General features: G+C 70.7%; 27 protein-coding genes. 14 read left to right on the forward strand and 13 right to left on the reverse strand.

Translation table 11 applies throughout. From position 1 onward, the window contains the following. The first annotated feature begins 30 nt into the window (after window positions 1-30). A complete protein-coding gene (locus DEIPH_RS15435; RefSeq protein ID WP_034359819.1) occupies window positions 31-543 on the forward strand; it encodes a hypothetical protein in 513 nt (170 codons plus the stop codon). Window positions 544-551: 8 nt separating this feature from the next. Here the strand turns inward: DEIPH_RS15435 and DEIPH_RS15440 are convergent, their stop codons facing one another. The 3 genes from DEIPH_RS15440 to DEIPH_RS15450 form a co-directional block, all read right to left on the reverse strand. Continuing rightward, window positions 552-1,412, reverse strand: a complete 861-nt coding sequence (locus tag DEIPH_RS15440; RefSeq protein ID WP_034359821.1) for a sterol desaturase family protein — start codon at window positions 1,410-1,412, stop codon at window positions 552-554. Next, complete coding sequence (locus DEIPH_RS15445; RefSeq protein WP_051517434.1) at window positions 1,405-2,151, reverse strand: GntR family transcriptional regulator; 747 nt, start codon at window positions 2,149-2,151, stop codon at window positions 1,405-1,407. The genes DEIPH_RS15440 and DEIPH_RS15445 overlap by 8 nt, the downstream gene beginning before the upstream one ends. Window positions 2,152-2,226: 75 nt before the next feature. Then, window positions 2,227-3,669: an aldehyde dehydrogenase family protein gene (locus DEIPH_RS15450; protein WP_034359823.1), complete on the reverse strand. Its 1,443-nt coding sequence runs from the start codon at window positions 3,667-3,669 to the stop codon at window positions 2,227-2,229. A 92-nt stretch (window positions 3,670-3,761) separates the two neighbouring features. On the opposite strand from DEIPH_RS15450, the gene DEIPH_RS15455 reads away from it, so the two are divergent. Together DEIPH_RS15455 and meaB are read left to right on the forward strand one after the other, a co-directional pair. Continuing rightward, entirely contained in the window at window positions 3,762-4,007 is a 246-nt protein-coding gene (locus DEIPH_RS15455) for a hypothetical protein (protein ID WP_034359824.1), read from the forward strand. After that, window positions 4,004-4,999, forward strand: a complete 996-nt coding sequence (gene meaB, locus DEIPH_RS15460; protein WP_051517437.1) for a methylmalonyl Co-A mutase-associated GTPase MeaB — start codon at window positions 4,004-4,006, stop codon at window positions 4,997-4,999. The genes DEIPH_RS15455 and meaB overlap by 4 nt, the downstream gene beginning before the upstream one ends. Window positions 5,000-5,363: 364 nt before the next feature. On the opposite strand, the gene DEIPH_RS15465 is transcribed toward meaB, so the two are convergent. From DEIPH_RS15465 to DEIPH_RS15480, 4 genes are all read right to left on the reverse strand, one after another. Further along, the gene (locus DEIPH_RS15465) at window positions 5,364-6,299 is read right to left on the reverse strand and encodes a ferritin-like domain-containing protein (RefSeq protein ID WP_034359825.1); all 936 of its coding nucleotides are present in this window, start codon (window positions 6,297-6,299) and stop codon (window positions 5,364-5,366) included. A 77-nt stretch (window positions 6,300-6,376) separates the two neighbouring features. Beyond that, entirely contained in the window at window positions 6,377-7,291 is a 915-nt protein-coding gene (locus tag DEIPH_RS15470; RefSeq protein WP_034359826.1) for an adenylyltransferase/cytidyltransferase family protein, read from the reverse strand. Then, on the reverse strand, window positions 7,288-8,742 hold the full coding sequence (locus DEIPH_RS15475) for a nicotinate phosphoribosyltransferase (protein WP_034359827.1): 1,455 nt from the start codon (window positions 8,740-8,742) through the stop codon (window positions 7,288-7,290). The genes DEIPH_RS15470 and DEIPH_RS15475 overlap by 4 nt, the downstream gene beginning before the upstream one ends. Continuing rightward, window positions 8,739-10,103, reverse strand: coding sequence for an MFS transporter (locus DEIPH_RS15480; RefSeq protein WP_034359829.1), 1,365 nt, complete (start codon window positions 10,101-10,103; stop codon window positions 8,739-8,741). Before DEIPH_RS15480 ends, DEIPH_RS15475 begins: the two co-directional genes overlap by 4 nt. Before the next feature lie 127 nt (window positions 10,104-10,230). On the opposite strand from DEIPH_RS15480, the gene nadE reads away from it, so the two are divergent. Beyond that, a complete protein-coding gene (gene nadE, locus DEIPH_RS15485) occupies window positions 10,231-11,052 on the forward strand; it encodes an ammonia-dependent NAD(+) synthetase (protein ID WP_034359831.1) in 822 nt (273 codons plus the stop codon). A 296-nt stretch (window positions 11,053-11,348) separates the two neighbouring features. Here the strand turns inward: nadE and DEIPH_RS15490 are convergent, their stop codons facing one another. Next, window positions 11,349-12,341 (reverse strand): SDR family NAD(P)-dependent oxidoreductase, encoded by a 993-nt coding sequence (locus DEIPH_RS15490; protein ID WP_034359833.1) that lies wholly within the window; start codon window positions 12,339-12,341, stop codon window positions 11,349-11,351. A 48-nt stretch (window positions 12,342-12,389) separates the two neighbouring features. On the opposite strand from DEIPH_RS15490, the gene DEIPH_RS15495 reads away from it, so the two are divergent. Together DEIPH_RS15495 and DEIPH_RS15500 are read left to right on the forward strand one after the other, a co-directional pair. Further along, entirely contained in the window at window positions 12,390-12,734 is a 345-nt protein-coding gene (locus DEIPH_RS15495; RefSeq protein ID WP_034359834.1) for a histidine triad nucleotide-binding protein, read from the forward strand. Further along, complete coding sequence (locus tag DEIPH_RS15500; RefSeq protein WP_034359835.1) at window positions 12,731-13,429, forward strand: HAD family hydrolase; 699 nt, start codon at window positions 12,731-12,733, stop codon at window positions 13,427-13,429. Before DEIPH_RS15495 ends, DEIPH_RS15500 begins: the two co-directional genes overlap by 4 nt. Before the next feature lie 257 nt (window positions 13,430-13,686). Here the strand turns inward: DEIPH_RS15500 and DEIPH_RS15505 are convergent, their stop codons facing one another. The 4 genes from DEIPH_RS15505 to DEIPH_RS15520 all read right to left on the reverse strand — a co-directional run bounded on the left by DEIPH_RS15505 (window position 13,687) and on the right by DEIPH_RS15520 (window position 17,345). Further along, the gene (locus tag DEIPH_RS15505) at window positions 13,687-14,577 is read right to left on the reverse strand and encodes an L-serine ammonia-lyase, iron-sulfur-dependent, subunit beta (RefSeq protein ID WP_034359837.1); all 891 of its coding nucleotides are present in this window, start codon (window positions 14,575-14,577) and stop codon (window positions 13,687-13,689) included. 116 nt (window positions 14,578-14,693) lie between these two features. After that, window positions 14,694-15,359, reverse strand: a complete 666-nt coding sequence (gene sdaAB / locus DEIPH_RS15510) for an L-serine ammonia-lyase, iron-sulfur-dependent subunit beta (RefSeq protein ID WP_034359840.1) — start codon at window positions 15,357-15,359, stop codon at window positions 14,694-14,696. A gap of 422 nt (window positions 15,360-15,781) precedes the next feature. Further along, window positions 15,782-16,012 (reverse strand): hypothetical protein, encoded by a 231-nt coding sequence (locus tag DEIPH_RS15515; RefSeq protein ID WP_034359841.1) that lies wholly within the window; start codon window positions 16,010-16,012, stop codon window positions 15,782-15,784. Between the two features lie 55 nt (window positions 16,013-16,067). Then, window positions 16,068-17,345, reverse strand: coding sequence for a lycopene cyclase family protein (locus tag DEIPH_RS15520; protein ID WP_235183263.1), 1,278 nt, complete (start codon window positions 17,343-17,345; stop codon window positions 16,068-16,070). Window positions 17,346-17,494: 149 nt separating this feature from the next. Here DEIPH_RS15520 and DEIPH_RS15525 point away from each other — a divergent pair, with 149 nt between their 5' ends. Both DEIPH_RS15525 and DEIPH_RS15530 read left to right on the forward strand, forming a co-directional pair. Then, window positions 17,495-18,394: an alpha/beta hydrolase gene (locus DEIPH_RS15525; RefSeq protein WP_034359845.1), complete on the forward strand. Its 900-nt coding sequence runs from the start codon at window positions 17,495-17,497 to the stop codon at window positions 18,392-18,394. 4 nt (window positions 18,395-18,398) lie between these two features. Continuing rightward, the gene (locus DEIPH_RS15530; RefSeq protein ID WP_034359846.1) at window positions 18,399-18,794 is read left to right on the forward strand and encodes a hypothetical protein; all 396 of its coding nucleotides are present in this window, start codon (window positions 18,399-18,401) and stop codon (window positions 18,792-18,794) included. 3 nt (window positions 18,795-18,797) lie between these two features. On the opposite strand, the gene recO is transcribed toward DEIPH_RS15530, so the two are convergent. Continuing rightward, window positions 18,798-19,532: a DNA repair protein RecO gene (recO, locus tag DEIPH_RS15535; RefSeq protein WP_034359847.1), complete on the reverse strand. Its 735-nt coding sequence runs from the start codon at window positions 19,530-19,532 to the stop codon at window positions 18,798-18,800. 180 nt (window positions 19,533-19,712) lie between these two features. Between recO and DEIPH_RS15540 the strand changes: the two genes are divergently transcribed. The 6 genes from DEIPH_RS15540 (at window position 19,713) to pruA (ending at window position 24,795) form a co-directional block, all read left to right on the forward strand. Further along, window positions 19,713-20,117 carry a hypothetical protein gene (locus DEIPH_RS15540; protein ID WP_034359849.1) on the forward strand — a complete coding sequence of 135 codons (405 nt, stop codon included), beginning with the start codon at window positions 19,713-19,715 and terminating at the stop codon, window positions 20,115-20,117. A gap of 19 nt (window positions 20,118-20,136) precedes the next feature. After that, the gene (locus DEIPH_RS15545; protein WP_034359851.1) at window positions 20,137-20,631 is read left to right on the forward strand and encodes an MgtC/SapB family protein; all 495 of its coding nucleotides are present in this window, start codon (window positions 20,137-20,139) and stop codon (window positions 20,629-20,631) included. A gap of 137 nt (window positions 20,632-20,768) precedes the next feature. Then, the gene (locus DEIPH_RS15550; protein WP_034359853.1) at window positions 20,769-21,422 is read left to right on the forward strand and encodes a GntR family transcriptional regulator; all 654 of its coding nucleotides are present in this window, start codon (window positions 20,769-20,771) and stop codon (window positions 21,420-21,422) included. After that, entirely contained in the window at window positions 21,419-22,351 is a 933-nt protein-coding gene (locus tag DEIPH_RS15555) for a proline dehydrogenase family protein (protein ID WP_034359855.1), read from the forward strand. Before DEIPH_RS15550 ends, DEIPH_RS15555 begins: the two co-directional genes overlap by 4 nt. A 4-nt stretch (window positions 22,352-22,355) precedes the next feature. Continuing rightward, on the forward strand, window positions 22,356-23,231 hold the full coding sequence (locus DEIPH_RS15560; protein ID WP_034359857.1) for an SDR family oxidoreductase: 876 nt from the start codon (window positions 22,356-22,358) through the stop codon (window positions 23,229-23,231). Beyond that, on the forward strand, window positions 23,224-24,795 hold the full coding sequence (pruA, locus tag DEIPH_RS15565) for an L-glutamate gamma-semialdehyde dehydrogenase (protein WP_034359858.1): 1,572 nt from the start codon (window positions 23,224-23,226) through the stop codon (window positions 24,793-24,795). Before DEIPH_RS15560 ends, pruA begins: the two co-directional genes overlap by 8 nt. The last annotated feature ends 71 nt before the right edge of the window (window positions 24,796-24,866 follow it).

The raw sequence follows: 24,866 nt of genomic DNA on the forward strand, positions 1-24,866 counted from the left end.
CCCCCTCACGCGAATAGGTTACAAGGGAGCATGAACCCATTCAAGCTGGCTGCCCCGCTTGCCCTCGGCCTGCTGGCGGCCGCACCCGCCTTCGCGCAGACCACGCCGCCGCCTCAGCCGACCGAGTTGCAGGAAGCCCGCGTGCAGGTGGCGCGGGAGACGGCGCAGGTACGGTTACTGGAGCGCAGCGGCCAGCTGCGGCCCGCCCCCGTGGCCGCGACCTGTCTCGACCGCTCCGGGCACCAGCGGCTCCGTGTCCTGACCGATGCCGGGGGGACACCGCGCGTGGTCCGCTTTGACCAGCAGACCCCCGACAACGCCATTCAGTTCACCGGCTACTACGATGCGGCGGGAAGGTTGCGGTACGCCACCGGAAGCGCCTCGGGCTTCTCCGGCCCGCTGTACAACCTCACCGCCGAATACGACGCGCGCGGGCGGCTGCTTTACGAGTCCGGGATGCGCCGTCCCGGGTGGAGCAGCGATCTGCGCTTTCTGGGCGGCCTGAGTACGGCGGCGCTGCGTCTGGGCCGCTGCCCGGCCTGACCCCGCCCTCAGCCCCGTTCCTCCGCCTGTGCAGGCTTCCAGCCGGGCGGGCCGAACAGGTAGCCCAGGCGGTCGCGCCAACTCCGGGCACAGCGCACGTCCCGCCACAGGGCGGCGAACTCGTGAAAGGCGACCGTCACGGGGTTGTGGGTCTGGATGTTGTGGACCAGCCCGTAGCGGACCCGCTCGGTCTCGGGCTGGAAGGTGCCCAGCAGGCGGTCCCAGACGATCAGGATGCCCGCGTAGTTGCGGTCCAGATACAGGGGGTTGCTGCCGTGGTGCGCGCGGTGGTGACTGGGCGTGTTGAGGGCGGCCTCGATCCAGGGGTGCAGCCGGCCGACCCTCTCGGTATGCACGAAGAACTGATACAGCAGGTTCCAGCTCTGCGCCAGCAGCACCATCCACGGCTCGAAGCCCAGCAGGGGCAGCAGCAGCCAGAAGGGCAGCGCCGTCATGGGCACCCAGGTCTGACGCAGCGCCGTGGAGAGGTTGTAGTGCTGGCTGGAGTGGTGAACGACGTGCGACGCCCAGAACAGCCGCACCTCGTGGCTGACGCGGTGGAACCAGTAGTAGGCGAAGTCGTCCAGAAAGAACAGCAGCACCCAGGCCCACCACGCGTCACTGGGAATCCGCAGCGGCGTGAGGGTATAGAGCGCCGCGTAGAGGGTCAAGACCGTGCCTTTCCACACCACGTTCACCAGCACGTTCCCGAGACCCATCGCCAGGCTGGTGAGGGTATCGGCGGCAGCGTAGCCGGGAGAGCCGCGCCCGGTGGCCTCGTCCTGTTCGCGCAGGAAGAAGTAGGCGGCCCACTCGATCACCAGCGAGAGGATGAAGAAGGGAATGGCCTTCTGGATCAGGTCAAACATCTGCTGTCACCCCACCGGTTGCCACCCCAACTCGTGCAGCTTCCTCCTGGGCCTGGCGCCAGAGCCTCAGGCTGTCGGCACTGATCGCCTGGGTCAGGCGGGCGGCTTCTGCGGCGTCCCCCCGCAGCGCGGCTTCCCGCAGTTCGCCGTAATAGCGGCGCGAGCGGGTGCGGCGCTCCGGCGCGGCGAAGTAGACCGCGCCCGCCGACGCGAACACGCCCCGGAAACTGCCCAGCAACATCGGGGCCAGCGCGTTGCCGCTGAGCCGGGCCACCGCGCTCTGGACGGCCCAGTCGAAGGTGGCCCAGTCAAAGGTGGCGCAGTCGGTGGGGGAAGGCTCCTCCTGGGGCGGAAGCCGGATCAGCAGCCCGGCCAGTTCTGCGGCGGCGTCCGGGCAGGCGACGGTGGCCGCCGTCCAGTGGGGCAGCAGCGCGGCCCGCAGGTCCAGCAGGTCGGGAATCAGGTCTGCCAGCCCGCCGCGTGCCACCAGGTGCGCGAGCAGGCTCAGGCCGCCCTCACGCGGGTCACGGGCCAGGGTGGGCTTGCCCTGCCGGATCTCCAGCAGGCCGTCGCGCGACAGCCGCTGGAGGGCCTCGCGCAGGGTGGGCCGGGTCACGCCCAGCTCGGCGGCCAGTTCGCGCTCGGCGGGGAGGGCGCTGCCGGGCGGGTAGTGGCCGTCCAGCAGACGGCTGACCAGAATGTCCTCGGCGTGGAGGGCGGGGCGGCGGGGCGGGGTCACGGCGGAAACCTCCTGGGCGGATGACGGCCGCATGGACCGTGGGGCGGGGGCCAGAATGTCGGCGGGCGGCACAGCTCAGCCGGAGGGCAGGGTGCGTTCCATCTGCCGCAGCAGCCAGGCCGTGAAGCGCGGGGCGGGCCGGCCGTAGGGCGGGAAACTCAGGTGCGTGGGGCTGAGGGCGGCCTCCTGCAACACGGCGCGCTCATGGCTGAAGGCGCGGAAGCCGTATTCGCCGTGATAGCTGCCCATCCCGCTGGGGCCGGTGCCCCCGAAAGGGAGGTTGGGGTTGGTGAGGTGAACCACCGTGCCGTTGACCACCAGCGCGCCGCTGCGGGTCTCGCGGCGCACCTCCTCGGCCTGGGCGGGGTCCCGGGTAAAGACATAAAGGGCCAGCGGCGTGTCCAGCCGCCGCACCAGCGCCAGCGCGTCCGGCAGGTCGCGGTAGGGCAGGATGGGCAGCACCGGGCCGAACAGTTCTTCGCGCATCAGCGGCATCTCGGGCGTGACCCCCGTGACCAGCGTGGGCGAGATGAAGCGCTGCCCGGCATCGAACTGCCCGCCGAACACCACGCGCGCCCCGGCCCGCACGCTCGCGTCGGTCAGGCGCTGGAGGCGGTCCACGCTCGCGGCGTCCACCATGCGCCCGAAGTCCGTCAGGGTGCCGGGGTGCGGGCCGTAGCGGCGCGTCACCACCGCCCGCAGGCGCTCCACGAACTCGTCATGCTGCCCCTCCGGCACCAGCACGTAGTCGGGGGCCACGCAGGTCTGGCCGGCATTCAGGAACTTGCCCCAGCCGATGCGTTCGGCGGCCAGCCCCAGGTCGGCGCTGCGCCCGACCAGCGCCGGACTCTTGCCGCCCAGTTCCAGCGTGACGGGCGTGAGGTTCCGCGCGGCGGCCTCCATCACCCGGCGTCCGATCTCGCCGCTGCCCGTGAAGAAGATGTGGTCGAAGGGCAAGCCGGTCAGCGCCTGCGCCACGTCCGCCCCGCCCCCGATCACCGCGACGAGGCGCGGTTCGAAGACCTCTGCCAGCATGGTCCGCAGCGCCTGCGCAGTGGCCGGGGCTTTCTCACTGGGCTTGAGCATCACGGTGTTTCCGGCGGCGAGGCTAGCGATCAGCGGCGCGAGGGAAAGGTTCACGGGATAGTTCCAGGGGCTGAGAATCAGCGTCACCCCACGCGCCTCGGGCACCACCCGGCTGCGCGAGCCGAGCAGCGTGGCGGGCGTCGCCACCCGCCGGGGACGCATCCAGCGGGGCAGGTGCGCAACGGCGTGGTTCAGTTCCCCGACCACGGAATGCAGTTCGGTGATCTCGGCCTCGGCGCGGCTCTTGCCCAGGTCGGCGGCGAGCGCCTCCGCCAGCCGGACGCGGTGCCGGTGGATGGCCCCCCGCAGGCGGCGCAAGATGGCCTGGCGCTCGGCGGCGCCCGTCTGCGCCATCCGCAGGCGGTGTGCCTGCTGCGCCTCGAAGATGGCCCGGAGATCGCTGGGGACGGTGGGTGACGCAGCAGTGTTCATACCCCTCCTCAAGTGGTCTGACCAGTTGGAATACAGGCAGTCTACTCCAGGGCCGGGGGCAGAAGCAGCCGGGGGGTGTCTAGAATCGTGGGGTGTCGAGTCTGGTGCCGCCGTCCCTGCTGGCCGTCTTTCTCCCGGCCACGTTCCCGGCGCGGCTGGGGACGTGGCTGACGCGGGGAGCCTTCACCGGCAAGCGGGCCGCAGTGCATGGCCGACATAGGCTTGTGCAGAGGGTGGGCGAGGAACAGGGCGAACTTCCGCCCCAGCCGGCTGACGGGCGCGGCCTGCTGCGCTGCGCGTTGCAGGCATCGGCGCAAGCGGGGCAGGGGCCGTGCTGAGCGTTTCCCCTCCCCTCGCTGCCGCGCTGCTGACGGGCAATCGCCGCGCCCTGGCCCGCGCCATCACCCTGACCGAAAGCACCCGCCCCGACCACGAGGTCCAGGCCCAAGCCCTGCTGGCCGAAGTTCTGCCGCACGCCGGGCGCAGCGTCCGGGTGGGGTTGACCGGCGTGCCGGGCGTGGGCAAAAGCACCTTTATCGAGGCGCTGGGCCTGCTTCTCGCGGACGCCGGGCACCGAGTCGCCGTGCTGGCGGTGGACCCCAGCAGCGCGCGCACCGGCGGCAGCATCATGGGCGACAAGACGCGGATGCCCCGGCTGACCGTCCACGCGGGGGCCTTTATCCGCCCCAGCCCCAGCGGCGGCACGCTCGGCGGGGTGGCCCGGCGCACCCGCGAGGCCATCACCCTCTGTGAGGCGGCGGGGTACGACGTGATTCTGGTGGAAACGGTCGGCGTCGGCCAGTCCGAGACGCAGGTGGCCGCCATGACCGACCTCTTCGTGCTGCTGACCCTGCCCAACGCCGGGGACGAACTTCAGGGCATCAAGCGCGGCATCATGGAGCTGGCCGACCTGTGTGTAGTGAACAAGGCCGACACCGATCCCAGAGCCGCCGCCCGCGCTCAGACGGAACTGACGGCGGCCCTCCGGCTGCTGACGCCGCACGGCGCCCCCTGGCGGCCCCGCGCGCTGCGATCCTCTGCGCTGACTGGGGCCGGCATCCCGCAGGTCTGGGAGGGTGTGGAGGCGTACCGGCAGGCCGTGGACGTGGCCGCCAAACGCCGCGCGCAGACCGCCGTGTGGTTCGACGACCTGCTGCGCGAGGCGGCGTGGCAGGCCTTTCAGGCCGGGGTGGACGCCGAACGGCTGCGGGCACTGCGCGCGGAGGTGCTGGCGGGCACCCTCACCCCCGTTCAGGGCGTGCGGGCGCTCCTCTCCCCCAGCGGCGGACAACAGGAAGGGCCGCCCTACCTCGGAGACGGCCCCACCTGAAGCGCGCCTGCTCTATACGGGTTCCGCTCTGCTTCGCGACCCTGCAAGCCCGCTCGGAGTTTCAGGTTGACCCGGAAACCTTTCCACCGGAGTCCGTCTTATACAAACTCCGATTGAATCGTTGACGGAGTGATTCAATCCGAGCGGACGCGAGAAGGAGAAAAGATGGGTTCCGGGAGATGGATGGACTTCCGGCGCTGTTCCGGAAGTCAAGGAATCGGACGGAATACGGCTTAAGTGGCAGGCGGCTACAGTTCCGCCCTTCCGGGAAACGACACCCGGAAGCGCTCCACCTCCGCCACCCGCCACTTTTTGGCTTCTCGCTCCGCTCGGGGTGATGATGCCATCATCACCCGCCAGCGACTTACCTGATGCTGCCGTTCAACCCGTTCGGATAGAACCCGCCCTGGTGGGCACCCGGCGCGAGGTACACGATATTCAGTACCTCGCGGGTGGTACGCGGGTAGGCCGCGCCGTGCGGGTCGGTTGGGGCGATAACGGCACCGTGGGCGTTGCTGAGGCCCGCGTCCTTGCCGCCGCCGACCTTGCCGCGCAGGGCGCTGATCGCGTCCACGACCTGCCCGACATACAGGCCCGCCGCCGCCAGCTCCTGCCGCCGCATGAACAGCAGGGTGCGGATGGCCCCCGCGTGATACGCCTCGGTGGCGAGGATGCCCGCCGCCGCCTGGAGGTACGCGGGGTTCGTGAGCAGGGTCGCCGCGCCGTTGTAGGCGGTCACGCCCACGTCCTCGAAAATAAAGGCCCCGTGCAGGAAGAACAGGTCGTTCGCGTAGGGGTTGAAGCCCCGGATCTTGCCGCCGCTGGCCGCCCGCCCGGCAGCGTCGAAGGCCGCTGAGAGGTCGAGGACGGGACGCGGGGCGGCGGCCTTGCCCAGCGCCGCGTGCAGGAACCTGACGTGCTGGAACTCGTCTTCCGCGATGTCACGCATGTAAGCCTGCACGTTGCTGTCCTTGAACTGCATGCCGCGCATCAGGTCCAGGCCCTGCGGCACGCGAATCTCGGCCCCGCCGCCGATGGCGCGCAGCTCGTTCAGGCGGCCCACGGCGGCCAGATAGAAGGCCGCTTCCAGGTACTCCAGATTCAGCGCGAAGTTCAGCACGTCCACGTCGATGTCCCTGGCGGGAACGGCCAGCGCGGAAGACCCCGCGAGGCCAAAGGCGGCCGCGCCCAGACCGAGCTTGCCGAGGGTGCCCAGGGCAGCGCGGCGGTCGAGCGTCGGCTGGGTGGGCTTGTTCTGGTCGGGCACGATCTGGTCGGGACTGTTGTGGTCGTGGCTCATAGGTGTTCCTCCGGTGAAAGCCCGCATCCAGGGCGGGCAGCTTCAACGGGCTATATGCGGAACAGTCGGCGTTCGGATCACTGCCCCTCTGCCCGTGCCCCCAGCAGCCACGTCAGGATCACGTGATGGTCCTCGTGAAAGCGGCGCGGCAGGGCCAGCGCGCGGGCCAGGGGGACGGGCCGCGCGGGAAAGGCGGCGGGCGGCGGGCCGAGCCACACATGTGCGGCGGTCGGCGCGACCAGGGCGCGGGCCGGGTGGTCGAACACCGCGTCAGCAGGGGCAGTGGGCCGCTCGCCGGGCGGGAGAACCTGCCCCGGCAAGGCCCACAGGCCGCGCCCGATGGCCTCCTGGCGCGTCTGGAGCCACACCCGTCCGCCCTGAACGTGCAGCCAGCGTTCCTCGTGCAGATGGGCGCCGGACGGGAGCCGGGCGCGGGCCGCCTCCACCGCTGCCCACTCGGCCCCCAGGCGGGCGAAGGCGGGGGTACGGGCAAAGCGGGCCAGGAAGGCACGGACCGCTTCCGGGACGCCGTCCGGCAGGGACCGCCCGGTCAGGAAAGCCGCGCGCAGATCGGTAGCGTTCAGGCCCGGCCGCTCGGGCGTGGGCAGGCGGTCCCAGCCGGGAAACCAGCGCAGGTAGGCGCTGCTGGCGTCCTTTTCGAAGCCGGCGAGTGCAATGGGCGCGCCTTCCCCGAACACCTCTCCGGCCACGCGCCGCACGTCCGCCGCCCACAGGTCCGCGTCGAAGCGGTCGGGCAGGGGGCGAAAGACGACCCGGCCCCGCCGCACCCCGGCCCCGCGCAGGGCAGCCCCGAACATCGCCGCCCGCTCCGGGGCGCTGAAGGGATTGCGGACGGAGCGGGCCAGGTTCGCGCTGCCCAGCAGCACCAGCACGCGCGGGGCGTGGTCCAGGGCGTGCAGGACCGTCGCCACATGCGCCTGGTGAGGCGGCTCGAACCGGCCCACGAACACGGCCACGCGGCCAGCGGTCATTCGGCGGCGGGACGCAGCGTGGCGGCCACCCGGTCACGCAATCCGGCCACGTCGTCCCCCAGGCCCACGCGGTAGATATGGGGATTGAGGGCGCGGCGCGTCCCCGCCGGGAGCCGGGCGAGTTCGGCGCGCGCCCGCGCCTGGGCGGCCTGCAACGTTTCCGGCGCAGTGGTCCGCCGCCCGCCCGTCATCACCGTGTCCCGCGCCGGCTCCCAGGTCAGGCCGCCGGGCACACGCGAGGCCCGCAGGGGGTTGGTGGGGTCGCTGACGCGCTCGCCGGTGCGGGGGGCATCTCCCAGGGTCAGCGCGTCGAACACCAGTTCGCCCTGCGCGTTCACGGCCCGCCACACCTGCTTCACGCCGGGGAGGCTGGACTTGGCCGGATCACCGGTCAGCTTCATCTTGGGGACGCCGCCGAGCTGGGCGAGCTTGAAGACGCCGCCGAGTGCGCCGCCGCCCTCCCCGCCCGCCGTGGCGAGCTGCGTGCCGACGCCGTACACGTCGATGCGCCCTCCCTCCCCGATCACCGAGGCGATCACCGATTCGGACAGGTCGTTGCTCGCCACGATCTTCACGTCGCCGAAACCCGCCTCGTCCAGGGCCGCCCGAATCCGGCCCGACAGGTAGGCGAGGTCCCCGCTGTCCAGCCGCACGCCCCGCAGTTCATGGCCCGCCGCGCGCAGCTCCCGCGCCACGGTCAGCGCGTTGGGGAGGCCGCTCGCCAGCGTGTCCACCGTGTCGAGCAGCAGCGTGGTGCTGTCCGGGTACAGCCGGGCGTAGGCGCGAAAGGCCGCGAGTTCGTCGGGGAAGCTCTCCACCCAGGCGTGCGCGTGCGTGCCGGTCAGCGGCAGGCCGAACCGCCGCCCCGCCTCCACATTGCTGGTGCCGACGGCCCCGCCCACGAAGGCCGCCCGCGCCGCACTCACCGCACCGTCCGGCCCCTGCGCGCGGCGGGCGCCGAACTCGACGACCTGCCCCCCGTAGGGGCTGGCCTCCGCCGCCAGGACGCAGCGGGCGGCCTTCGTCGCCACCAGGGTCTGGAAGTTCAGGGTATTGAGCAGCGCCGTCTCGACCAGTTGCGCCTCCCACAGCGGGGCGGTGACGGTCAGCAGCGGTTCGTGGGCAAAAACCACGCTGCCCTCGCGGAAGGCCGTGACCCGTCCGCTGAACGTCCAGCCCCGCAGCGCCTCGAGGAAGTCGGGCTGAAAGAGGCCCAGCGAGTCCAGGTAGGCGAGGTCGGCGTCGGTGAAGCGCAGGCTTTCGAGCAGGTCCAGGACCGGCTCCAGCCCCGCCCACACCGCGAAGCCGCCGTGAAAGGGTGCCCGGCGGAAGTACAGGTCGAAGACCGCCTCCTCGGTGTGCAGGCCGTAGGCGTGGTAGCCCTGCATCATGGTGAGCTGGTAGAGGTCGGTGAGGAGGGCCGCCGGGGTGGGGGGGGAAGAAACGGTCACGCCCCATTCTCCGTCATCAGGGTTTCCGGCAGTTTCTGCCCGCGCGTCTCCACGCCGATGCCCCAGGCGCAGGCGGCGGCCACCGCGAAGCAGACGGCAAAGAGGGTCAGGGCTATGCCGAGCTGCCCGGTCAGCAGCAGCGCGCCCACGCTGGGCGACAGCACGCTGGCGAGCCGGGCCATGCCGCTCACGAAGCCCATGCCGGTCGTGCGCAGCGGTGTGGGAAACAGTTCCGGCGTGTAGGCGTACAGCGCCCCCCACGCCCCCAGCAGCGCGAACGACAGCAGCGCGGAGGTCACCAGCACCGCCCCCGGCGTCCCCGCCAGCAGGAAGAGATACGCGCCCAGTGCCGAGACAGCCAAGTAGCCGACCAGCGTGGCGCGGCGGCCCACCTTTTCCACCAGATACGCCGCCAGCACGTACCCTGGAAGCTGCGCCAGCGCCAGCAGCAGCGTCGTGCGGTAGACCGCGCCGAGGTCGAGGCCCTGCGCCCGCAGGTACGACGGCAACCACGAGAAGATGCCGTAATAGCCCAGGCTGAGGCCGAACCAGACCAGCGCGAGCAGCACCGTGCGGCGCCGCAGCAGGCCCTGGAAAAGGGCGGCGGGCGTCACCCGTGGGGCGGGTGGAGGGACGGCCAGCGGCGCGTCGGGGAGCGCGGTCCCATTCGCTCTGGCCACCCGGAGGAGTGCCCCCCGCGCCTCCGGCTCCCGGCCCCGCACCAGCAGCGACCGGGGCGAGTCGGGAATGCCCAGCCGCGCCAGCAGGCCGATCACGCCCGGCACGGCGGCCAGCCCCAGCAGCCAGCGCCAGGCCTCCGCCGGTTCGAACAGCGTACTCAGCCACCACGCCAGCGCGGCCACCGCGACCGTTCCCAGCGCCCAGAAACTTTCCAGGTACACCAGAAAACGCCCCCGCCACGCCGTCGGCACGAACTCGGCCATCATCGCGTAGTCCACCGGCAGCGTCCCGCCGATCGCAAAGCCGGTCAGGAAGCGGGCGAGGACCAGCCAGGCCACGCCCGGCGCCACCGCCCCACACAACCCGAACACCACGCCCAGCGAAACGGTGGTCAGGAAGACGGCCCGGCGGCCGATCCGGTCGGCCAGCCAGCCCCAGAACAGCGCGCCCACCAGCATCCCGGCAAAGGTGGCCGTCAGCAGCAGCGTCGCGTCTGCCGACCCGCGCGCCAGCCCGAACGCGGCGCTGATGCCGGGCAGCGCGAAGCCCATCAGCAGGACTTCCATCGCGTCCGCCGCCCAGGTCAGCCCGCAGATGGCCAGCAGCCGCCACTGAAAGGGACCGAGGCCGAGCCGGTCGATCGCGTCGTCGAGGGGAACAGCCTGGGGGAGCGCAGTCATGACCCCGCGAGTGTACGTGACAGGAAGCACAAGGGAGGAGCAACCTGGGCGGGGACAGGCCCCGGAGGGGCAAGCCGGGACCGCGCCAGGCCGTCCGGCGCTTCCGCCCCCGTGGAATACTCCGCGCATGTCCACCCTTCGCGACCGCATCCGCCAGGAACTCCAGGTGCAGCCGGACATCGACCCCGCCGCCGAGGTCGAGCGCCGCGTGGCCTTCCTGATGAACTACCTGCGCAGCACCCCCGCCCGGGGCTTCGTGCTGGGCATCAGCGGCGGTCAGGACAGCACCCTGGCGGGGCGGCTCGCCCAACTCGCCGCCGAGCGGGTGCGGGCCGGGGGCGGCGACGCGACCTTTCTCGCCGTGCGCCTCCCCTACGGCGTGCAGGCCGACGAGGCCGACGCCCAGGCGGCGCTAGCCTTTATCCAGCCCGACCGCTGCGTCACCGTGAACATCAGGGCGGCGGCGGACGCGAGCGCGGCGGCGGCAGAGGCGCTGGGCGGGGACCTGCGCGACTTCGTGCGCGGCAACATCAAGGCCCGTGAACGCATGGTCGCGCAGTACGCACTGGCCGGACAGGAGAATCTGCTGGTGGTGGGCACCGACCACGCCGCCGAGGCCATCACCGGCTTTTTCACCAAGTACGGCGACGGCGGCGTGGACCTCACGCCCCTCAGCGGCCTGACCAAGCGGCAGGGCGCGCAGCTCCTCGCGTTTCTGGGCGCGCCGGAAGCCCTGTGGCGCAAGGTGCCGACCGCCGACCTGGAAGACGACCGCCCCGGCCTCCCCGACGAGGCCGCGCTGGGCGTGACCTACCCGCAGATCGACGCCTACCTGGAAGGCCGCGAGGTGCCGGAAGAAGCCGCCGCGAGGCTGGAACGGATGTTCCTGGCGACACGGCATAAGCGGGCGCTTCCGGTCACGCCGTTCGACAGCTGGTGGCAGGAGTGAACGAGGTCGAGCGGCAATTTGAGCATCGGGCGGTCAAGAGGGGCGGAATCCTTATTCTTTTCCAGGGAGACAGCCCTTGAGTTGGTCTAGGCTTGTCAGGCAGCAGAAATCAAAATCCTCGGGATAGACGGCTTCTATCTGGGCATGACGACCACCCAGCCGCGCATGGAACACAGCCGCACCTTCCTCCCTCAAGGAAAACACCTACACGGTAGCGAGAGCTTTTTTCCTGAGCCAGACGGAACCCCTCTGGTTCGAGGTGGTCTGCGACTGAAGGAAGCGTCTCCAACCCTGTTTCAGCCCTCATTGAACTCCGCCTCGGCGGCGCGCTTGATCGGATTCCTGCGGGTGAGGGCCGTCTCGGCCTCGTAGCCCCGAACGGCGCTGTTGTGGGTGGTGGGGCCGGGCAAGACGCGGTTCGTGAGGGCCATGACGTCGGCGGTCAACTGCGGCGCGAGGGCCTGGGCATAGCGCAGCAGCAGGGCCGGGCCGCCGATCATCGTCTCAGCGTCGCCGCGGACCAGGGCGTTCACGATGCGGCGGGCCGCCTCGTCCGCGTCCAGCGACACGACCGGGAAGTTATCCAGGGTGGCAAACAGCGCGTATTCCTTTTTCTGCTGGCCCTTCACCTCCGCGTGCCGGGCGCTGCCGGTCCGCATCAGGCCGGGGCAGACGGTGGTCACGCCCACGCCCTCGCGGGCGAGTTCGGCGCGCAGGGCCTGCCCCAGACCCGTGACGGCGAACTTGCTGAAGGAGTAGGGGCCGAGGTGCGGCACCGCCACCTTGCCGCCGACCGAGGCGACGATCAGGACGCGGCCCCGCCGGGCGCGCAGCAGCGGCAGGGCGGCGCGGGTCAGGCACAGGGGCGCGAAGGCGTTGACCTCCATGATCTGGCGGAAGTCTTCCTCGGTCATGTTCTCCAGCGGCCCGGTCTGGATGATGCCCGCGCTGTGGACCAGGACATCGAGGCCGCCGTACACGCGCGCCGTCTCCTCGACCGCCCGCACGAGGTCGGCCTGGACAGTCACGTCCGCCGTGATGGTATGGACGGTGGCGCCTTCCGAGCGCAGGTCCGCCGCCGCCCGGTCCAGTTCATCGGCGCTGCGGGCCAGCAGCATCACCCGCGCCCCACGCGCCGTGAACTCGCGGGCCAGCGCCAGCCCCAGGCCGCGTGACCCGCCCGTGATCAGCACGCTCCGGCCACTCAGGGGATAGGGCGCGTTCAGCAGGCGGCGGGCCGCGAGCGCACCGAGGCCAGCCGCCAGCATCAGACGTTTCGGGAGTCGCATACCCCGAGTGTGCCTGTCCGGGCGGCCAGGAATCCTTAAAGTGAAGGCATGACCAATCCTTCCCCCACTCTCTTCGAGCGCATCATCGCCCGGGACCTGCCCGCCGACGTGGTGTACGAGGATGACCAGTACATCGCCATCCGCGACATCGCGCCCAAAGCGCCGCTTCACCTGCTGGTGATTCCCAAGAAGGTAAGCGTCCGCGTGGACGAGATCACTGGCCCCGCCGAGATGGGCGACCTGTGGCTGACCGCCGTGAAGGTGGCGCGGCAGCACGCCCGGGATTACCGCCTGCTGGTGAACTGCGGGCCGGGCGGCGGCCAGGTGGTGCCGCACACCCACATCCACATTCTGGCCGGCTGGGAAAACGGCCCGGAAAGCGACACCCAGTGAGGGCAGAAGCCTTCGGGGCCGTCCTTTTCGATCTGGACGGCGTGCTGGTGGACAGCGAGGTGCTGGGCAACACCGTCTGGGTGGAACTGCTGGCCGAACACGGCCTGACGCTGGACCGGGACATCTTCATGGCGCGGGCGGTGGGCGGCACGCACCGCGCCCTGTTCGCCTGGCTGAGCGCCGACCACGGCTGGGAACAGCCCACGGGCTTCCTGCCCGAACTCGACGCCCGGCTGGCGCAGGCGTTCACGGCCACGCCCGCCATCGAGGGCGCGGCGGACACCCTGCGCGCCCTGAGGGCGGCGGGCCTTCCCTTCGCCGTCGCCAGCAACAGCCAGCGCCAGAGGCTGCACCTGAAACTGGGGGCGGCGGGGCTGGCGGGGCTGGTCGGGGAGCGGGCGTTCGATCCGGCACATGTCGGCGGGCGCGGCAAGCCCCTGCCCGACCTGTACGCGCACGCGGCGGCGGCGCTGGGCGTTGCGCCCGCCCGCGCCCTGGTGGTCGAGGACAGCGCGACGGGCGTGAAGGCAGGCGCGGCGGCGGGGGCGACCGTGTGGGGCCTGCTGGCCGGCGGCCACGCGCACCCGGACGGCGCAGCGGCGCTGCTGGAGGCGGGGGCGGCGCGGGTGCTGGGCACGCACGCCGAGTTGCGGGAGGCGCTGGGCCTGGGCGTGCCGTCCGGAGAGGCTGTTTGAAAAGTCGGGTGGGGTTTCTCAGAGAGGTGATAGAAACGCGCTGTTTGCTCCTCTGAAAGCAGCTCTGCGAGTCCCCCGTGCGGGGGGCTGGGACTTGTAAAGATGCGAAGCAGAGGGGGGAACGGGCACGCCCGCCCAGCGTACCTCACCTGCCATGAGGACCCTTTTCAAACACGCGCTGAGAGCCATTTCGTGACCGGAGGCGACCCGTCAAACGGGGCCGGCCGCGCTGCCCCGGCCCCCCTCGCTCAACGCCCCTACGCCATCGGTAACTCGATCATTCCCTGCGCGCCCTCTGCCTCCTGACGGCCTTCCATCCGCGCCGTCACCGCCAGGCCGGTCGGCGTCTGCGCCAGGCCCCCTTCCGCCGTCTCGCGGAGTTCGGCGGGCATCAGGCGGCCCACCTGCGCCATCGCCGTGACCACCTCGTCGGGCGGGATGAAGGATTCGAGCTGGGCGAGCGCCAGTTGCGCGGCACTGACGGCATGGACGGCGAAAAAGGCATTGCGGCTCACGCAGGGCACCTCCACGTAGCCGCCCACCGGGTCGCACACCAGCCCGATGGTGTTCATCAGGGCCAGGGACGCGGCGTGGACGCAGGCGCGCGGCGGGCCGCCCAGCAGCTCGGTGACGGCGGCGGCGGCCATCGCGGCGCTGGAGCCGATCTCGGCCTGACAGCCGCCCGCCGCGCCACTGATGAACATGCGCTTGCTGATCGCCTTGCCCACCCCGGCGGCCAGAATCATCGGGTCCACCAGCCGCTCGTCACTCAGACCCAGGTGATCGGCCACGCCGATCAGGGCACCCGGAATGGTGCCCGCGCTGCCCGCCGTCGGCGCGGCGACGATGCGGCCCATGCGGGCGTTTTCCTCGTTCACGGCCATCGCGTAGGCCTGCACCCGCCGGAGCAGCGGTGCCCCCAGCACGTCGGGCGCGTCCCAGAGGCCCTTGGCGTTCCAGCCCACCATGCCGGTGATGCTTTTCACCTCCGTCTTCAGGCCGCGCTCGATGCTGGCCCGCATCTCCCCGATGCGGCGGGCCATCTCCGTGCGGATCTCCCGCGGGTCCAGGCCCGTCTCAGCGCAGTCCTGCGCCAGCACCCAGCCGGAGGCCGGGGCGGGGGCGTTCATCAGTTCTTCGAGGGTCATGGGGGCCTCCTGTGGGGGTCCAACCGTCAAACGGTCTGACCGTCTAAAGGCAAAAGACGTGAGGTCGGGCAGTGAGACGGTCAGACCGTCAGACCTTTAGACAGCGGTGCCAGCCGCTACCCGTCCATCAGCTTGGGCAGCAGCCGCACCCAGTTCGTGTCGGGCCAGTGGTTGAAAAAAGCGAGGGCTTGCGGGCTGAGCGGCGCGTCGAGTTCGGTGGCGAGGAGGGCCTGACCGCCGCGCATCTCGCGGGTGCAGGTCAGGGCCGCGATGTTCACACCGTCGGCGGCGATGGTGGTGGCGATGCGGGCGATCATGCCCACCGCGTCGGTGTAGCGCAGCAGAACCGTCGGGTTCGAGCCGCTGAAGTTCACGCCCAGGCCCTGCACCTGCGTGACCGCGATCACGCCGCCCCCCGTCGAGCTGCCCTGCACGGTGACCTGCTCCGTCTCGCCGTGCAGGTCGATGTGGGCGGTGTTGGGGTGAACGTCGCCCAGGTCCACGTCGCGGAACTCCACCTTCAGACCCGCCGCCTCGGCCTCCAGGAAGGCCTGGGGCAGGCGGGGATCGTCGGGCAAAAAGCCCAGCAGGCCCGCCACCAGCGCGAGGTGGGTGCCGTGGCCCCGGCCCGTCTTGGCAAACGAGGCGTGCAGACCGATCACCGCCCGGCGCGGGGCCTCACCGAGCAGGTGGTGGGCGACCAGCCCCAGACGGCAGGCCCCCGCCGTGTGGCTGCTGCTCGGCCCGATCATCACGGGGCCGATCATGTCAAGAAGGGACATGAGGGCAGTATAGGCAAGCTGGGTGTGAGGTGTCCGGGGCGGGAGGACGGGGCAGCAGCGGCCCCCTAGAGCATTTGTCAAAAAGAGACCTTCTTTTTGACCGAGCGGGCGGGCAGCGGGCAGGCCCCATACAGCTGCCGTTTTGCCCAAGAAGGCGGCCTCAAGGGCATCCGTTCTGCCCAAGACAGCGAGCGAAAGAGGCAGAGCGTTTGGGACTTGCAAAGCTACGAAGCAGAGAATGGAACCGTTGGAGGCGCTTTCCCAGGGCGGTGTCATTCGGACAGATGCTCTACTACATCGTCAAGCGATCGAAGCAGGGTGGCTACTTGAACGATGAGAACGCATCTGCTGTCCTGAACGACCTCTAGCAATTTGTTTCTCATCATCCAGCTCCCAGAAAATCGGTTGACCGCGTACTACAGCTACTCTTTTTCGGCCTCCTCCAGCCGGGCCGGTTCCTCGTGGGTCATGTCCGCGAGGTTGGCCCGCAGTTCCTCCAGCTCGTCCCGGTCGGGGTCGCTTTCCAGGCCGGCGGGGTTCACGGTCCCGACGGAATCCTGCTGATCTGCCCCGCTCACGTCCAGCTGGCTGACCGGTTCGCTCGGCTGGTCACTCGTCTGGGGGGTGCGGTCCTGGGCCTGTCTGTCCGTCATACCTGAGCTTGAGCGCTGCCCTGGCCCCGGCGGGTGTGGGGAGAAGCAGCGGGCTTTAATCTGGGGCTGTTGCCGGGGCCGGTCCAGAGAGAGCCGCCAGCAAGGCCCGCCCGCTCGCGCCGCTCTGCCTGAGCGCGGCGCGGGCCAGGGACGCGCGCACGGTGTTGGGCGCACCGCCGAACACGCGCAGCATGGTGGCCGCCAGTGTCCCCGCGTCCGTGCGGGGAGCCAGGAAGGACCGCCACTCGTCCGCCGGGAGCCGGAAAAATGCCCCGAAAAATGCGGGGAGCCGTTCGCCGGGGAGGGTCAGCAGCGCGTCCACACCCAGCAGGGCCACCTCACGGGCAGCGCGGCGCTCGGGAGGCCAGAGGGCCGCCCACCCGGCCTGCACGGCGGCCTGCGGGCCACGTCTGGCAAGGGCACTCGCTACTGCCCGCGCGACCTCCGGCGCGTCCCGCAAAGCACCCGCCACCTGAAAGCCGCTGACCGGGTGGACCAGCCCCGCCGCCGACCCGAACGCGAGGACCGGGCCGGGGCCGGGCGCGGCGGCGTTCATGGGAAAGGCCACCCATTCCTCCCGCTCCACCTCGTGGGGCGGCGTGCCCTGGGCCGCGAGGCGGGCGTGAAGCCGCCGCTCCAGCAGAGGGCGGGTCAGGCCGGGCCGGGCAATCAGGCTGGTTTCCTCGACCAGATAGCGGGAGCCGCCGAGGTGCATAGCGTACAGAAAGGTGGGCGCGGCGCAGGCCCCGGCCGACAGCTGCGGGGCGCGGTAATCCATCCAGACCATGCCGCCGGGCGGCGAGGGCGGCGTGCCGAAGTGCGCGACGATCCCGTAAGCCGTCTGGAGGGCCGCGCCGCCCGCGTGCCGGGGCCGGACCAGGCTGCCAGGATGCCCGCCCGCGTCCACCACCAGCCGGGCGTGCCAGGTTTCGCCGCCCAGGCCGTGAACTTCCCACCTCTCCCCCACCTGGGCGGCCCCGCGCACCGTGCCCACGGTCCAGGTCAGGCCCAGCCCCGCGCGGGTCAGCAGCGCCTCCAGCAACCGGGCATTGTCGAGCAGGGCGTAGGGACGCAGCAGCGGCGTGGGCCGCTCGCCCGTGTAGACGCGCACGTCCGTCCACACGTCCGCGAGGCAGGCCCGCGTCCAGGCAGGCAGTTCGTCCAGCCACGCGCCGTAGGTGGGGGGAAAGGGCCGGGGTGGGTGGGGGGCCACCAGCCGCACGCTCAGCCCCCCCGCCGCGCACTCGGCGGCGAGGCCCAGGCCCGCCGGACCCCCGCCCACCACCAGGACGTCCGTCAGGAAGGGCGCGGCTGGCATTGTCGCGGCGGGCATCGCCCGCAGGCTAGCGTGCGGCGGCGGACCGGGAGTGTGGGCGTTCACGCGCACCCGGCATGCCTGACCCCTTCAACGTCAAGGCATTCCCAAGCCCGAGTGTGCGTCTGGCACGCCGGCGCGTGGGGACGGGCCGCTAGCCTGCGCGCATGTCCCGTTTCCTCTCTGATCGCCGCGCCTTTCCGCCGAGGCTGGGCCTGCTCGCCCTGGGCGGCCTGGCCCTGGGTCTCACCCTGACCAGTTGCTCGGGGGTGGACGCACAGGATGCCCTGAACCGCGCCATCAGCACGCGGGGGCTGACGGTCGTCACCGACCAGCCCTACGGCCCGGACGCCCGCAACCGGATCGACGTGTACGCCCCCGCCGACGCCCGCAATGCCCCGGTCGTGCTGTTCGTCCACGGCGGCTCCTGGCAGGGCGGCGACAAGGTGGGGCACAAGTTCGTGGGCGAGAGCCTGGCGCGGGCCGGGTACGTGACGGGCGTGATGAACTACCGCCTGGCGCCCCAGAACCGCTACCCGGCCTACGTGCAGGACACCGCCGCCGCGCTGAGATGGCTGCGCGACCATGCCAAGAGCCTCGGCGGGAACCCGGACGACCTGTTCGTGACCGGGCACTCGGCGGGGGCCTTCAACGCCGTGGAGGCCGTGGACAACGCACGCTGGCTGCGCGAGGCGGGCGTGCCCATCAGCGCGGTGCGCGGCGTGATCGGCATCGCGGGGCCGTACTCCTACGACTTCCGCCAGTTCCAGAGCCGGGTGGCTTTCCCCGAAGGCAGCACGCCCGACGAGGTGATGCCCGACCGCCACGTGCGCCCGGACGCCCCCCCGCACCTGCTGCTGGTCGCCGCCAACGACACCACCGTCCACCCCCAGAACGCCCTGAACATGGAAGCGGCGCTGAAGAAAGCCGGCGTTCCCGTGACCCGCACGGTGCTGCCGCGCGTCAACCACATCACGATTGCCGCCGCCCTCGCCCGGCCCCTGACCTTCCTGGGGGGGACCCGGCAGGCGGTGATCGACTTTATCGAGGCGCACCGGCTGAAGTAGAGGGATGCGCCTTTCATCCCCTCCCCCCAACTGGAAAGGGCTGCTGGTCGCCACTCTGGGTTTCCTGACGGTCTGGTTGCTGTGGCCGCTGCTCTGGGTGCTGCTGAGTTTCGGCACTCTCCACGCCCAGGAGTCAGACGCCGCCGCCCTGCTCCGGGCCGCACCCAGGGCTTTCCTGGGCGGCCTGATCCGGGTCAGCGGGCCGCCCCACCGGCTTGACGGGCGGTACCTGATGCGCTCGCAGGACGAACTGGACCGCAGGCTCAGGGAAGCAGGCTGGACGTTTGACGATCAGATGGGGGCGGCCCGCTTCTACCAGCACGGCGGGAAGAAGCTGTCGACCACCTGTCGCCAGTTCACCCGGCACTTCTCGGTCTGCGAGGCCCGTGCCGAGGGCTGAGCATCAGGCCGGGACCGCCGCCACATGCGGCACCAGTTGCCGCCAGCTCTGCACGTTGCCCACCTGCACGGTCACGAAGCGTTCCAGCGCGCGCCATAGGGCCGGACGCTGCTCCTCGGGCACCGGCATGTCCATGCTGGCACGCACGCTGCGGCGCACCACGTTCCGCAGGAACTCCAGGCTCTGGGGCGGGTAGGCGGGCAGGCTGGCACACGCGACGCACAGCAGTTGCCCGCCGAGGGGGTCGGGGTGCGCTGGGTCGGCCGTGCCGCAGCGGGCACAGCGGGCCGTCTGCGGCACGAACCCCGCCAGGCCCAGCAGCTTGTAACTCATCACCAGCGCCACCCATTCCGGGTCAGGCTGGTGAGAGACGCCGCGCAGCGCCCCGGCGAACAGTTCGAAGGCCTGCGCGCTGAACTCGCCCTCCTGAAACAGGGCGTCGGCCAGCTCGGCCATCAGGTGCGCGAAGGCGTAACGCTCCGGCTCGGCGAGGCGGGGCAGGGCACCTTCCAGCACGGCCTGCTGTACGGTCCCCAGGTCGGCCTGGGGGGTCTGGTAGAGCTGCACACCCACATGGTGAAAGAGGTTCAGGCGGCTGGCCAGTGGCCCGCGCACGCCACCGCGCGCAATCGCCTTGATCTTGCCCTGCGGCGTCAGCAACGTCACGATGATGTCCCCGGCAGGCGTCACGCGCCGCCGGATCACGATGCCGCTGCGATTGGCGCTGCGCGATCTCAAGGGAACTGCCTCACAGGGAGCAGTCTAGGGCGGCCCGGGCGAGAAGAGGGGGCGGAGGGGCACGGTTCGGGGACAGCGGCCCGCTTCCGGCCGCCAGCGAAACCGCCGACCCTGCCGCCGACCGCCCTGCTGGGAGCTACCCCACCTTCACCCGCGCGGCCTCCCCGGTACACTCGGCCTATGAGTGACACCCGCCCCAAGCATCACAGCGCCCGCGACGTGCTGCGGGAGCTGTTTCCGGAGTCGTACCGGGAGCTGTTCGGTGAGAGCGGCGCGGCAGAAGGCCCCCTGACGCTGGGCCTGTATCCGGTGGCCGACGGACGGCTGGCACTGGTGCGCGGCGACCAGCTCGCCGAGTTCACGCCGCTGGACGCCCGGGGCCGCAGCGCCCTGCACTGCGACCTGTGCCACTACACCCGCTCGCGCACCGAGGCGGCGCTGTACCGCGTGGTGGTGGGCGCGCGGCGCACCCGCTACGTGACGCTGTGCCTGGGCACCGAGGCCTGTCAGAAACGGGCGGGCACGCCGGCGCTGGCGCACCTGGCCGACCGCATTTTTCCCATCGAACGTCTGTACGTGGACTGAAGCCCTTAAGCTGGCCGACGTGGAGAATGTCTGGACAGAACTGCGGCTGATGCAGGGCCTGCTCGCGGCGTTCGTGCTGAGCGGGTTGATCGGCTGGGAACGCGAGCAACTGGGTCGCAGCGCGGGCCTGCGGACGCACATCCTGGTCGGCGTGAGTGCGGCCCTGTTCGTGGTGCTGGCCGACACGTTGATCCTGCGCTTCTCGGACGACTCCGCGCAGGTGCGCTTCGATCTGGTGGGCGTGCTGGGCGCGGTGGTCAGCGGCGTGAGCTTTCTGGGCGCGGGGGCCATCTTCGCCGGTCGGCGCGGTGAGGAGGCCAGGGGACTGACAACGGCGGCGGGCCTGCTCGCCACGGCGGGCGTCGGCGTGGCCTGCGGCCTGCACCTGTATGTCCTGGCGACCGGAGCCACCCTGCTGTTTCTCTTCACGCTGGGCTGGCTGGGCCGCCTGGTGGCCGAACCGCACAAGAGCAGGGAGGCGGCGGAAAAGCGGCCTGAGCAGAAGCCGGACTGACCGGGGCTGGCTCCGGTTCCGGTGTCTACGAAGCCCCCATTTCGCCCTCCCCATGAATGGACGCCCCCAGTGACGCCACCCGCCGCGTCTGACCCCGCTCTGTGCAATCGCCTCAGGATTGTATACAATATCCAAAGATGACCTTCTTCGAGCGGCCGGCCCTGGTGCGTGACGGTGTGTATGGACACCTGCGCCGCGCCGTGCTGGACGGTGACATCGCGCCGGGAGAGCGGATCGGGGAGGCGGAACTGGGTGAGCGGCTGGGCGTGAGCCGCACGCCGATCCGCGAGGCCCTGATGCGCCTGACCCAGGAGGGGCTGCTGGTTTCCGAGGCGAACAAGGGTGTACGTGTGCGCACGGTCAGCGCCGCCGAGGCCCGCGATACCTACGTGGTCCGCGAGGAACTCGACGGGCTGGCCGCCGCCCTCGCCGCGCAGACGCACACCGCCGCCGACGCCGACGCGCTGCGGGCGGCCCTCGCCGCGCTGAACGCCGCGCCGGGAGGCGACTACCGCGCGCAGACGCGGCTGGACCTCGCCTTTCACCAGGGCGTGACGCTGGCCGCCCACAACGCCGCCCTGGCCGAGCTGGCGCGGGGGCTGGAACAGCGGGTGGCGCTGATCAAGCACCAGACGCGCACGTACAACGCGCATCCGGAAACAGAAGCCCAGCACGCGGCGATCCTTCAGGCCATCCTGGCGCGCGACGCGGCCTCGGCCCGTGAAGCCGCGCGCCAGCACGTCCGCACCTTCGCCCCCCTCGTGATGCAGAACCTCGGAGAGTCCAGATGATCGACCAGATGTACCGCAAAGCCGTCCTGACCGTCTCGGGTCAGAAGTTCGTGGAAGACCTCATCCGCTCGCGCGGCTTCCGTCTGGCGCAGCGTTTCGTGGCGGGCGAGGACGCCGCCTCGGCCCTCCAGGCCGTCCGGGAGCTGGAAGGCGACGGCATCCTGGGGAACCTCGACCTGCTGGGCGAGTTCATCGATTCGCCCGAGCAGTGCAGCGCCTTCGCGGACCGGGTGCTGAGCCTGCTGGACGCCGCGAACGCCGCCGGAATCCGGCCTTACGTCAGCATCAAGCTGTCCAGCGTCGGCCAGGGGCAGACCGTCGATGGTGAAGACCTCGGCCTGACCAATGCCCGCCGCATCGTGGGCAAGGCCAGGCAGTACGGCGGCTTCGTGTGCCTGGACATGGAGGACCACCCGCGCGTGGACCTCACGCTGGCGCAGTTCCGCACGCTGGTGAATGAGTTCGGAAACGAGACGGTGGGCACGGTCCTTCAGAGCTACCTCTACCGTACGGAAGCCGATCTGGAGGCGCTGGGGGACCTCCGCCCCAACCTCCGTATCGTGAAGGGCGCGTACCTCGAACCCGCATCGGTCGCCATGCCCGACAAGGCCGACGTGGACGCCAGTTACCGCAAGCTGGTCTACGCGCAGATGAAGGCCGGGAACTATGTCAACGTCGCCACCCACGACGAAGCCATCATCGAGGACGTGAAACATTTCGTGCTGGCGCACGGCATCGGCAAGGACGCCTTCGAGTTCCAGATGCTCTACGGCATCCGGCGCGACCTCCAGAAAGAGCTGGCGGAGCAGGGCTACCGCGTCCGTGCCTACATCCCCTACGGGCGTGACTGGTACGCCTACTTCAGCCGCCGCATCGCCGAGCGTCCCGCAAACGTGCTGTTCGTGCTGCGCGGGATGCTGAGGGGCTGAGGCCATGACCCTGATCGGCGTGACGGGCGCACCGGGCAACGTGGGCACACCGCTGGTGGCGGCCCTGCTGGCACGCGGCGCGCGGGTGCGGGTGCTGGCCCGCCGCCCCGAGCGTGCCCGCGCCGCCTTCGGCGAACAGCCGGGGCTGGAGTTCGGGCACCTGGAGTTCGGTGACCGGCGGACCTACGTGGCCGCCTTCCGGGGCGTGGAACGGCTGTTTGTCACGCGGCCCCCACAGCTCAGCCGGGTCACGCGCGACATGGTGCCCGCGCTCGACGTGGCGCTGGGCGCGGGCGTCACCCAGATGGCGCTGCTCTCGCTGCAAGGGGCGGAGCGCAACCCCTTCGTGCCCCACGCGCAGCTGGAGAAGTACCTGATGGAAAGCGGCGTGGCCTCTACCCTGCTGCGCCCCAGCTTCTTCATGCAGAACCTCACGACCACGCACCTGCCCGAGCTGCGGCGGGGCGAGGTCTTCGTTCCAGCGGGCCGGGGCCGCACCAGCTTCGTGGACGTGCGCGACGTGGCCGAGGCCGGAGCCGCCGTACTGACCGAGCCGGGCCACGCAGGGCAGGCGTACGAACTGACCAGTTCCGAAGCCCTCACCTATGCCGAGGTCGCCGCGAAGTTCTCGGCGGCCACCGGACGCACCATCCGCTACACCGACCCCAGCCCACTCGCCTTTTACCGCCGGTTGCGGGCGCGTGGCGTGCCCACCGGGCAACTGCTGATCATGGAAGCCATCTACGCCACTGCCCGGTTCGGCCTCGCCGCGCGCGTCACCCCCGAGCTGGCCCGTCTGCTGGGCCGCCCGCCCCGCACCTTCGACCAGTTCGCCCAGGACGCCGCTCCCCTTCTCACCCAGGAGACCCCCCATGCTTAAAGTTCAGGACTACCGCCCCCAGCCCTTCACCGACTTCACCCAGCCCGGGAACGTGGCCGCCTACCAGGAAGCCCTGAAGAAGGTCCGCGCCGAGCTGGTGGGCAAGCACTACCCACTCGTCATCGACGGCGAGCGGGTGGACACGGCCGAGCGGCTGACTTCTGTCAATCCCTGCGACACCGCCGAGGTGATCGGCACCACCGCCAAGGCCACGATTGAAGACGCGCAGCGGGCGCTGGACGGCGCCTGGGCCGCCTTCGAGACGTGGAAGACGTGGGACATGGACGCCCGCGCCCGCATTCTGCTGAAGGCCGCCGCGATCCTGAAGCGCCGCCGCCTGGAAGCCTGCGCCCTGATGAGCCTGGAAGTGGGCAAGAACTACGCCGAGGCCGACGTGGAAGTGGCCGAGGCGATCGACTTCCTGGAGTACTACGCCCGCAGCGCGATCAAGTACGCGGGCTTCGGGGCCGCCGAAACGACCTGGTTCGAGGGCGAGGAAAACGGCCTGCTGTACCTGCCGCTGGGCGTGGGCGTTTCCATCTCGCCCTGGAACTTCCCCTGCGCGATCTTCCTGGGAATGCTGGCCGCGCCCATCGTGGTCGGGAACTGCGTGATTGCCAAGCCCGCCGAGGATTCGGGCATGATCGCGGGCTTCGTGGTGGACATCCTGCTGGAAGCGGGCCTGCCCACCGGGGTGCTGCAATTCCTGCCCGGCGTCGGCTCGGAGGTGGGCGAGTACCTCACCACGCACGCGAAGACGCGCTTCATCACCTTCACCGGCAGCCGGGCGGTGGGCCTGCACATCAACGAGGTCGCGGCGAAGGTCGTGAAGGGCCAGAAGTGGATCAAGAAGGTCGTGCTGGAACTGGGCGGCAAGGACGCGCTGATCGTGGACGAGACCGCCGATCTGGATGTGGCCGTGACCGCCGCCACCCAGGGCGCGTTCGGCTTCAACGGCCAGAAGTGCAGTGCCATGAGCCGCCTGATCGTGGTGGACGAGGTCTACGACCGGGTGGTGAACGCCTTCGTGGAACGCGCGAAAGCGCTGAAGGTCGGCTGCGGTGAGGACAACGCCCCTGTTACCGCCGTGGTCAACGACGAGAGCTTCGAGAAGATCGGGCAGTACCTCAAGATCGGCCAGGAGGAAGGCCAGGTGCTGCTGGGCGGCGAGGCCCCCGGCGAGTGCGGCGGAAAGAAGGGCTACTACGTGCAGCCCACCATCATCGGGGACGTGCAGGCCCAGGCCCGCATTGCGCAAGAGGAAATCTTCGGGCCGGTGGTGGCGGTGCTGCGCGCCCGCGACTGGGACCACGCGCTGGAGATCGCCAACAGCACCGAGTACGGTCTGACGGGCGGCGTCATCAGCAACAGCCGGGAGCGGCTGGAGCAGGCGAGATACGAGTTCGAGGTGGGCAACCTGTACTTCAACCGCAAGATCACCGGCGCGATTGTCGGCGTGCAGCCTTTCGGCGGCTACAACATGAGCGGCACGGACTCCAAGGCGGGTGGCCCGGATTACCTCGCCAACTTCCTGCAACTCAAGGCCGTGACCGAGCGCTGGTAAACGGCGAAGGGAAAAGGGGGGACAGAGGACAGTCTGCCCCATCCGAACAGAACCCCCGGCATTGACCGGGG

It is taken from the genome of Deinococcus phoenicis, assembly GCF_000599865.1.
In the GTDB taxonomy this organism is placed as follows: Bacteria; Deinococcota; Deinococci; order Deinococcales; family Deinococcaceae; genus Deinococcus; species Deinococcus phoenicis.

What these genes read in the sequence shown, in the direction of transcription:
- DEIPH_RS15490 (WP_034359833.1), bottom strand. Translation starts at nt 12,341, where the DNA reads ATGCGACTCCCGAAACGTCTGATGCTGGCGGCTGGCCTCGGTGCGCTC.
- DEIPH_RS15495 (WP_034359834.1), top strand. Translation starts at nt 12,390, where the DNA reads ATGACCAATCCTTCCCCCACTCTCTTCGAGCGCATCATCGCCCGGGAC.
- sdaAB (WP_034359840.1), bottom strand. Translation starts at nt 15,359, where the DNA reads ATGTCCCTTCTTGACATGATCGGCCCCGTGATGATCGGGCCGAGCAGC.
- DEIPH_RS15525 (WP_034359845.1), top strand. Translation starts at nt 17,495, where the DNA reads ATGTCCCGTTTCCTCTCTGATCGCCGCGCCTTTCCGCCGAGGCTGGGC.
- DEIPH_RS15480 (WP_034359829.1), bottom strand. Translation starts at nt 10,103, where the DNA reads ATGACTGCGCTCCCCCAGGCTGTTCCCCTCGACGACGCGATCGACCGG.
- DEIPH_RS15540 (WP_034359849.1), top strand. Translation starts at nt 19,713, where the DNA reads ATGAGTGACACCCGCCCCAAGCATCACAGCGCCCGCGACGTGCTGCGG.
- DEIPH_RS15530 (WP_034359846.1), top strand. Translation starts at nt 18,399, where the DNA reads ATGCGCCTTTCATCCCCTCCCCCCAACTGGAAAGGGCTGCTGGTCGCC.
- DEIPH_RS15560 (WP_034359857.1), top strand. Translation starts at nt 22,356, where the DNA reads ATGACCCTGATCGGCGTGACGGGCGCACCGGGCAACGTGGGCACACCG.
- DEIPH_RS15440 (WP_034359821.1), bottom strand. Translation starts at nt 1,412, where the DNA reads ATGTTTGACCTGATCCAGAAGGCCATTCCCTTCTTCATCCTCTCGCTG.
- nadE (WP_034359831.1), top strand. Translation starts at nt 10,231, where the DNA reads ATGTCCACCCTTCGCGACCGCATCCGCCAGGAACTCCAGGTGCAGCCG.
- DEIPH_RS15435 (WP_034359819.1), top strand. Translation starts at nt 31, where the DNA reads ATGAACCCATTCAAGCTGGCTGCCCCGCTTGCCCTCGGCCTGCTGGCG.
- DEIPH_RS15520 (WP_235183263.1), bottom strand. Translation starts at nt 17,345, where the DNA reads ATGCCCGCCGCGACAATGCCAGCCGCGCCCTTCCTGACGGACGTCCTG.
- DEIPH_RS15550 (WP_034359853.1), top strand. Translation starts at nt 20,769, where the DNA reads ATGACCTTCTTCGAGCGGCCGGCCCTGGTGCGTGACGGTGTGTATGGA.
- DEIPH_RS15505 (WP_034359837.1), bottom strand. Translation starts at nt 14,577, where the DNA reads ATGACCCTCGAAGAACTGATGAACGCCCCCGCCCCGGCCTCCGGCTGG.
- DEIPH_RS15465 (WP_034359825.1), bottom strand. Translation starts at nt 6,299, where the DNA reads ATGAGCCACGACCACAACAGTCCCGACCAGATCGTGCCCGACCAGAAC.
- pruA (WP_034359858.1), top strand. Translation starts at nt 23,224, where the DNA reads ATGCTTAAAGTTCAGGACTACCGCCCCCAGCCCTTCACCGACTTCACC.
- DEIPH_RS15555 (WP_034359855.1), top strand. Translation starts at nt 21,419, where the DNA reads ATGATCGACCAGATGTACCGCAAAGCCGTCCTGACCGTCTCGGGTCAG.
- DEIPH_RS15470 (WP_034359826.1), bottom strand. Translation starts at nt 7,291, where the DNA reads ATGACCGCTGGCCGCGTGGCCGTGTTCGTGGGCCGGTTCGAGCCGCCT.
- DEIPH_RS15450 (WP_034359823.1), bottom strand. Translation starts at nt 3,669, where the DNA reads ATGAACACTGCTGCGTCACCCACCGTCCCCAGCGATCTCCGGGCCATC.
- DEIPH_RS15515 (WP_034359841.1), bottom strand. Translation starts at nt 16,012, where the DNA reads ATGACGGACAGACAGGCCCAGGACCGCACCCCCCAGACGAGTGACCAG.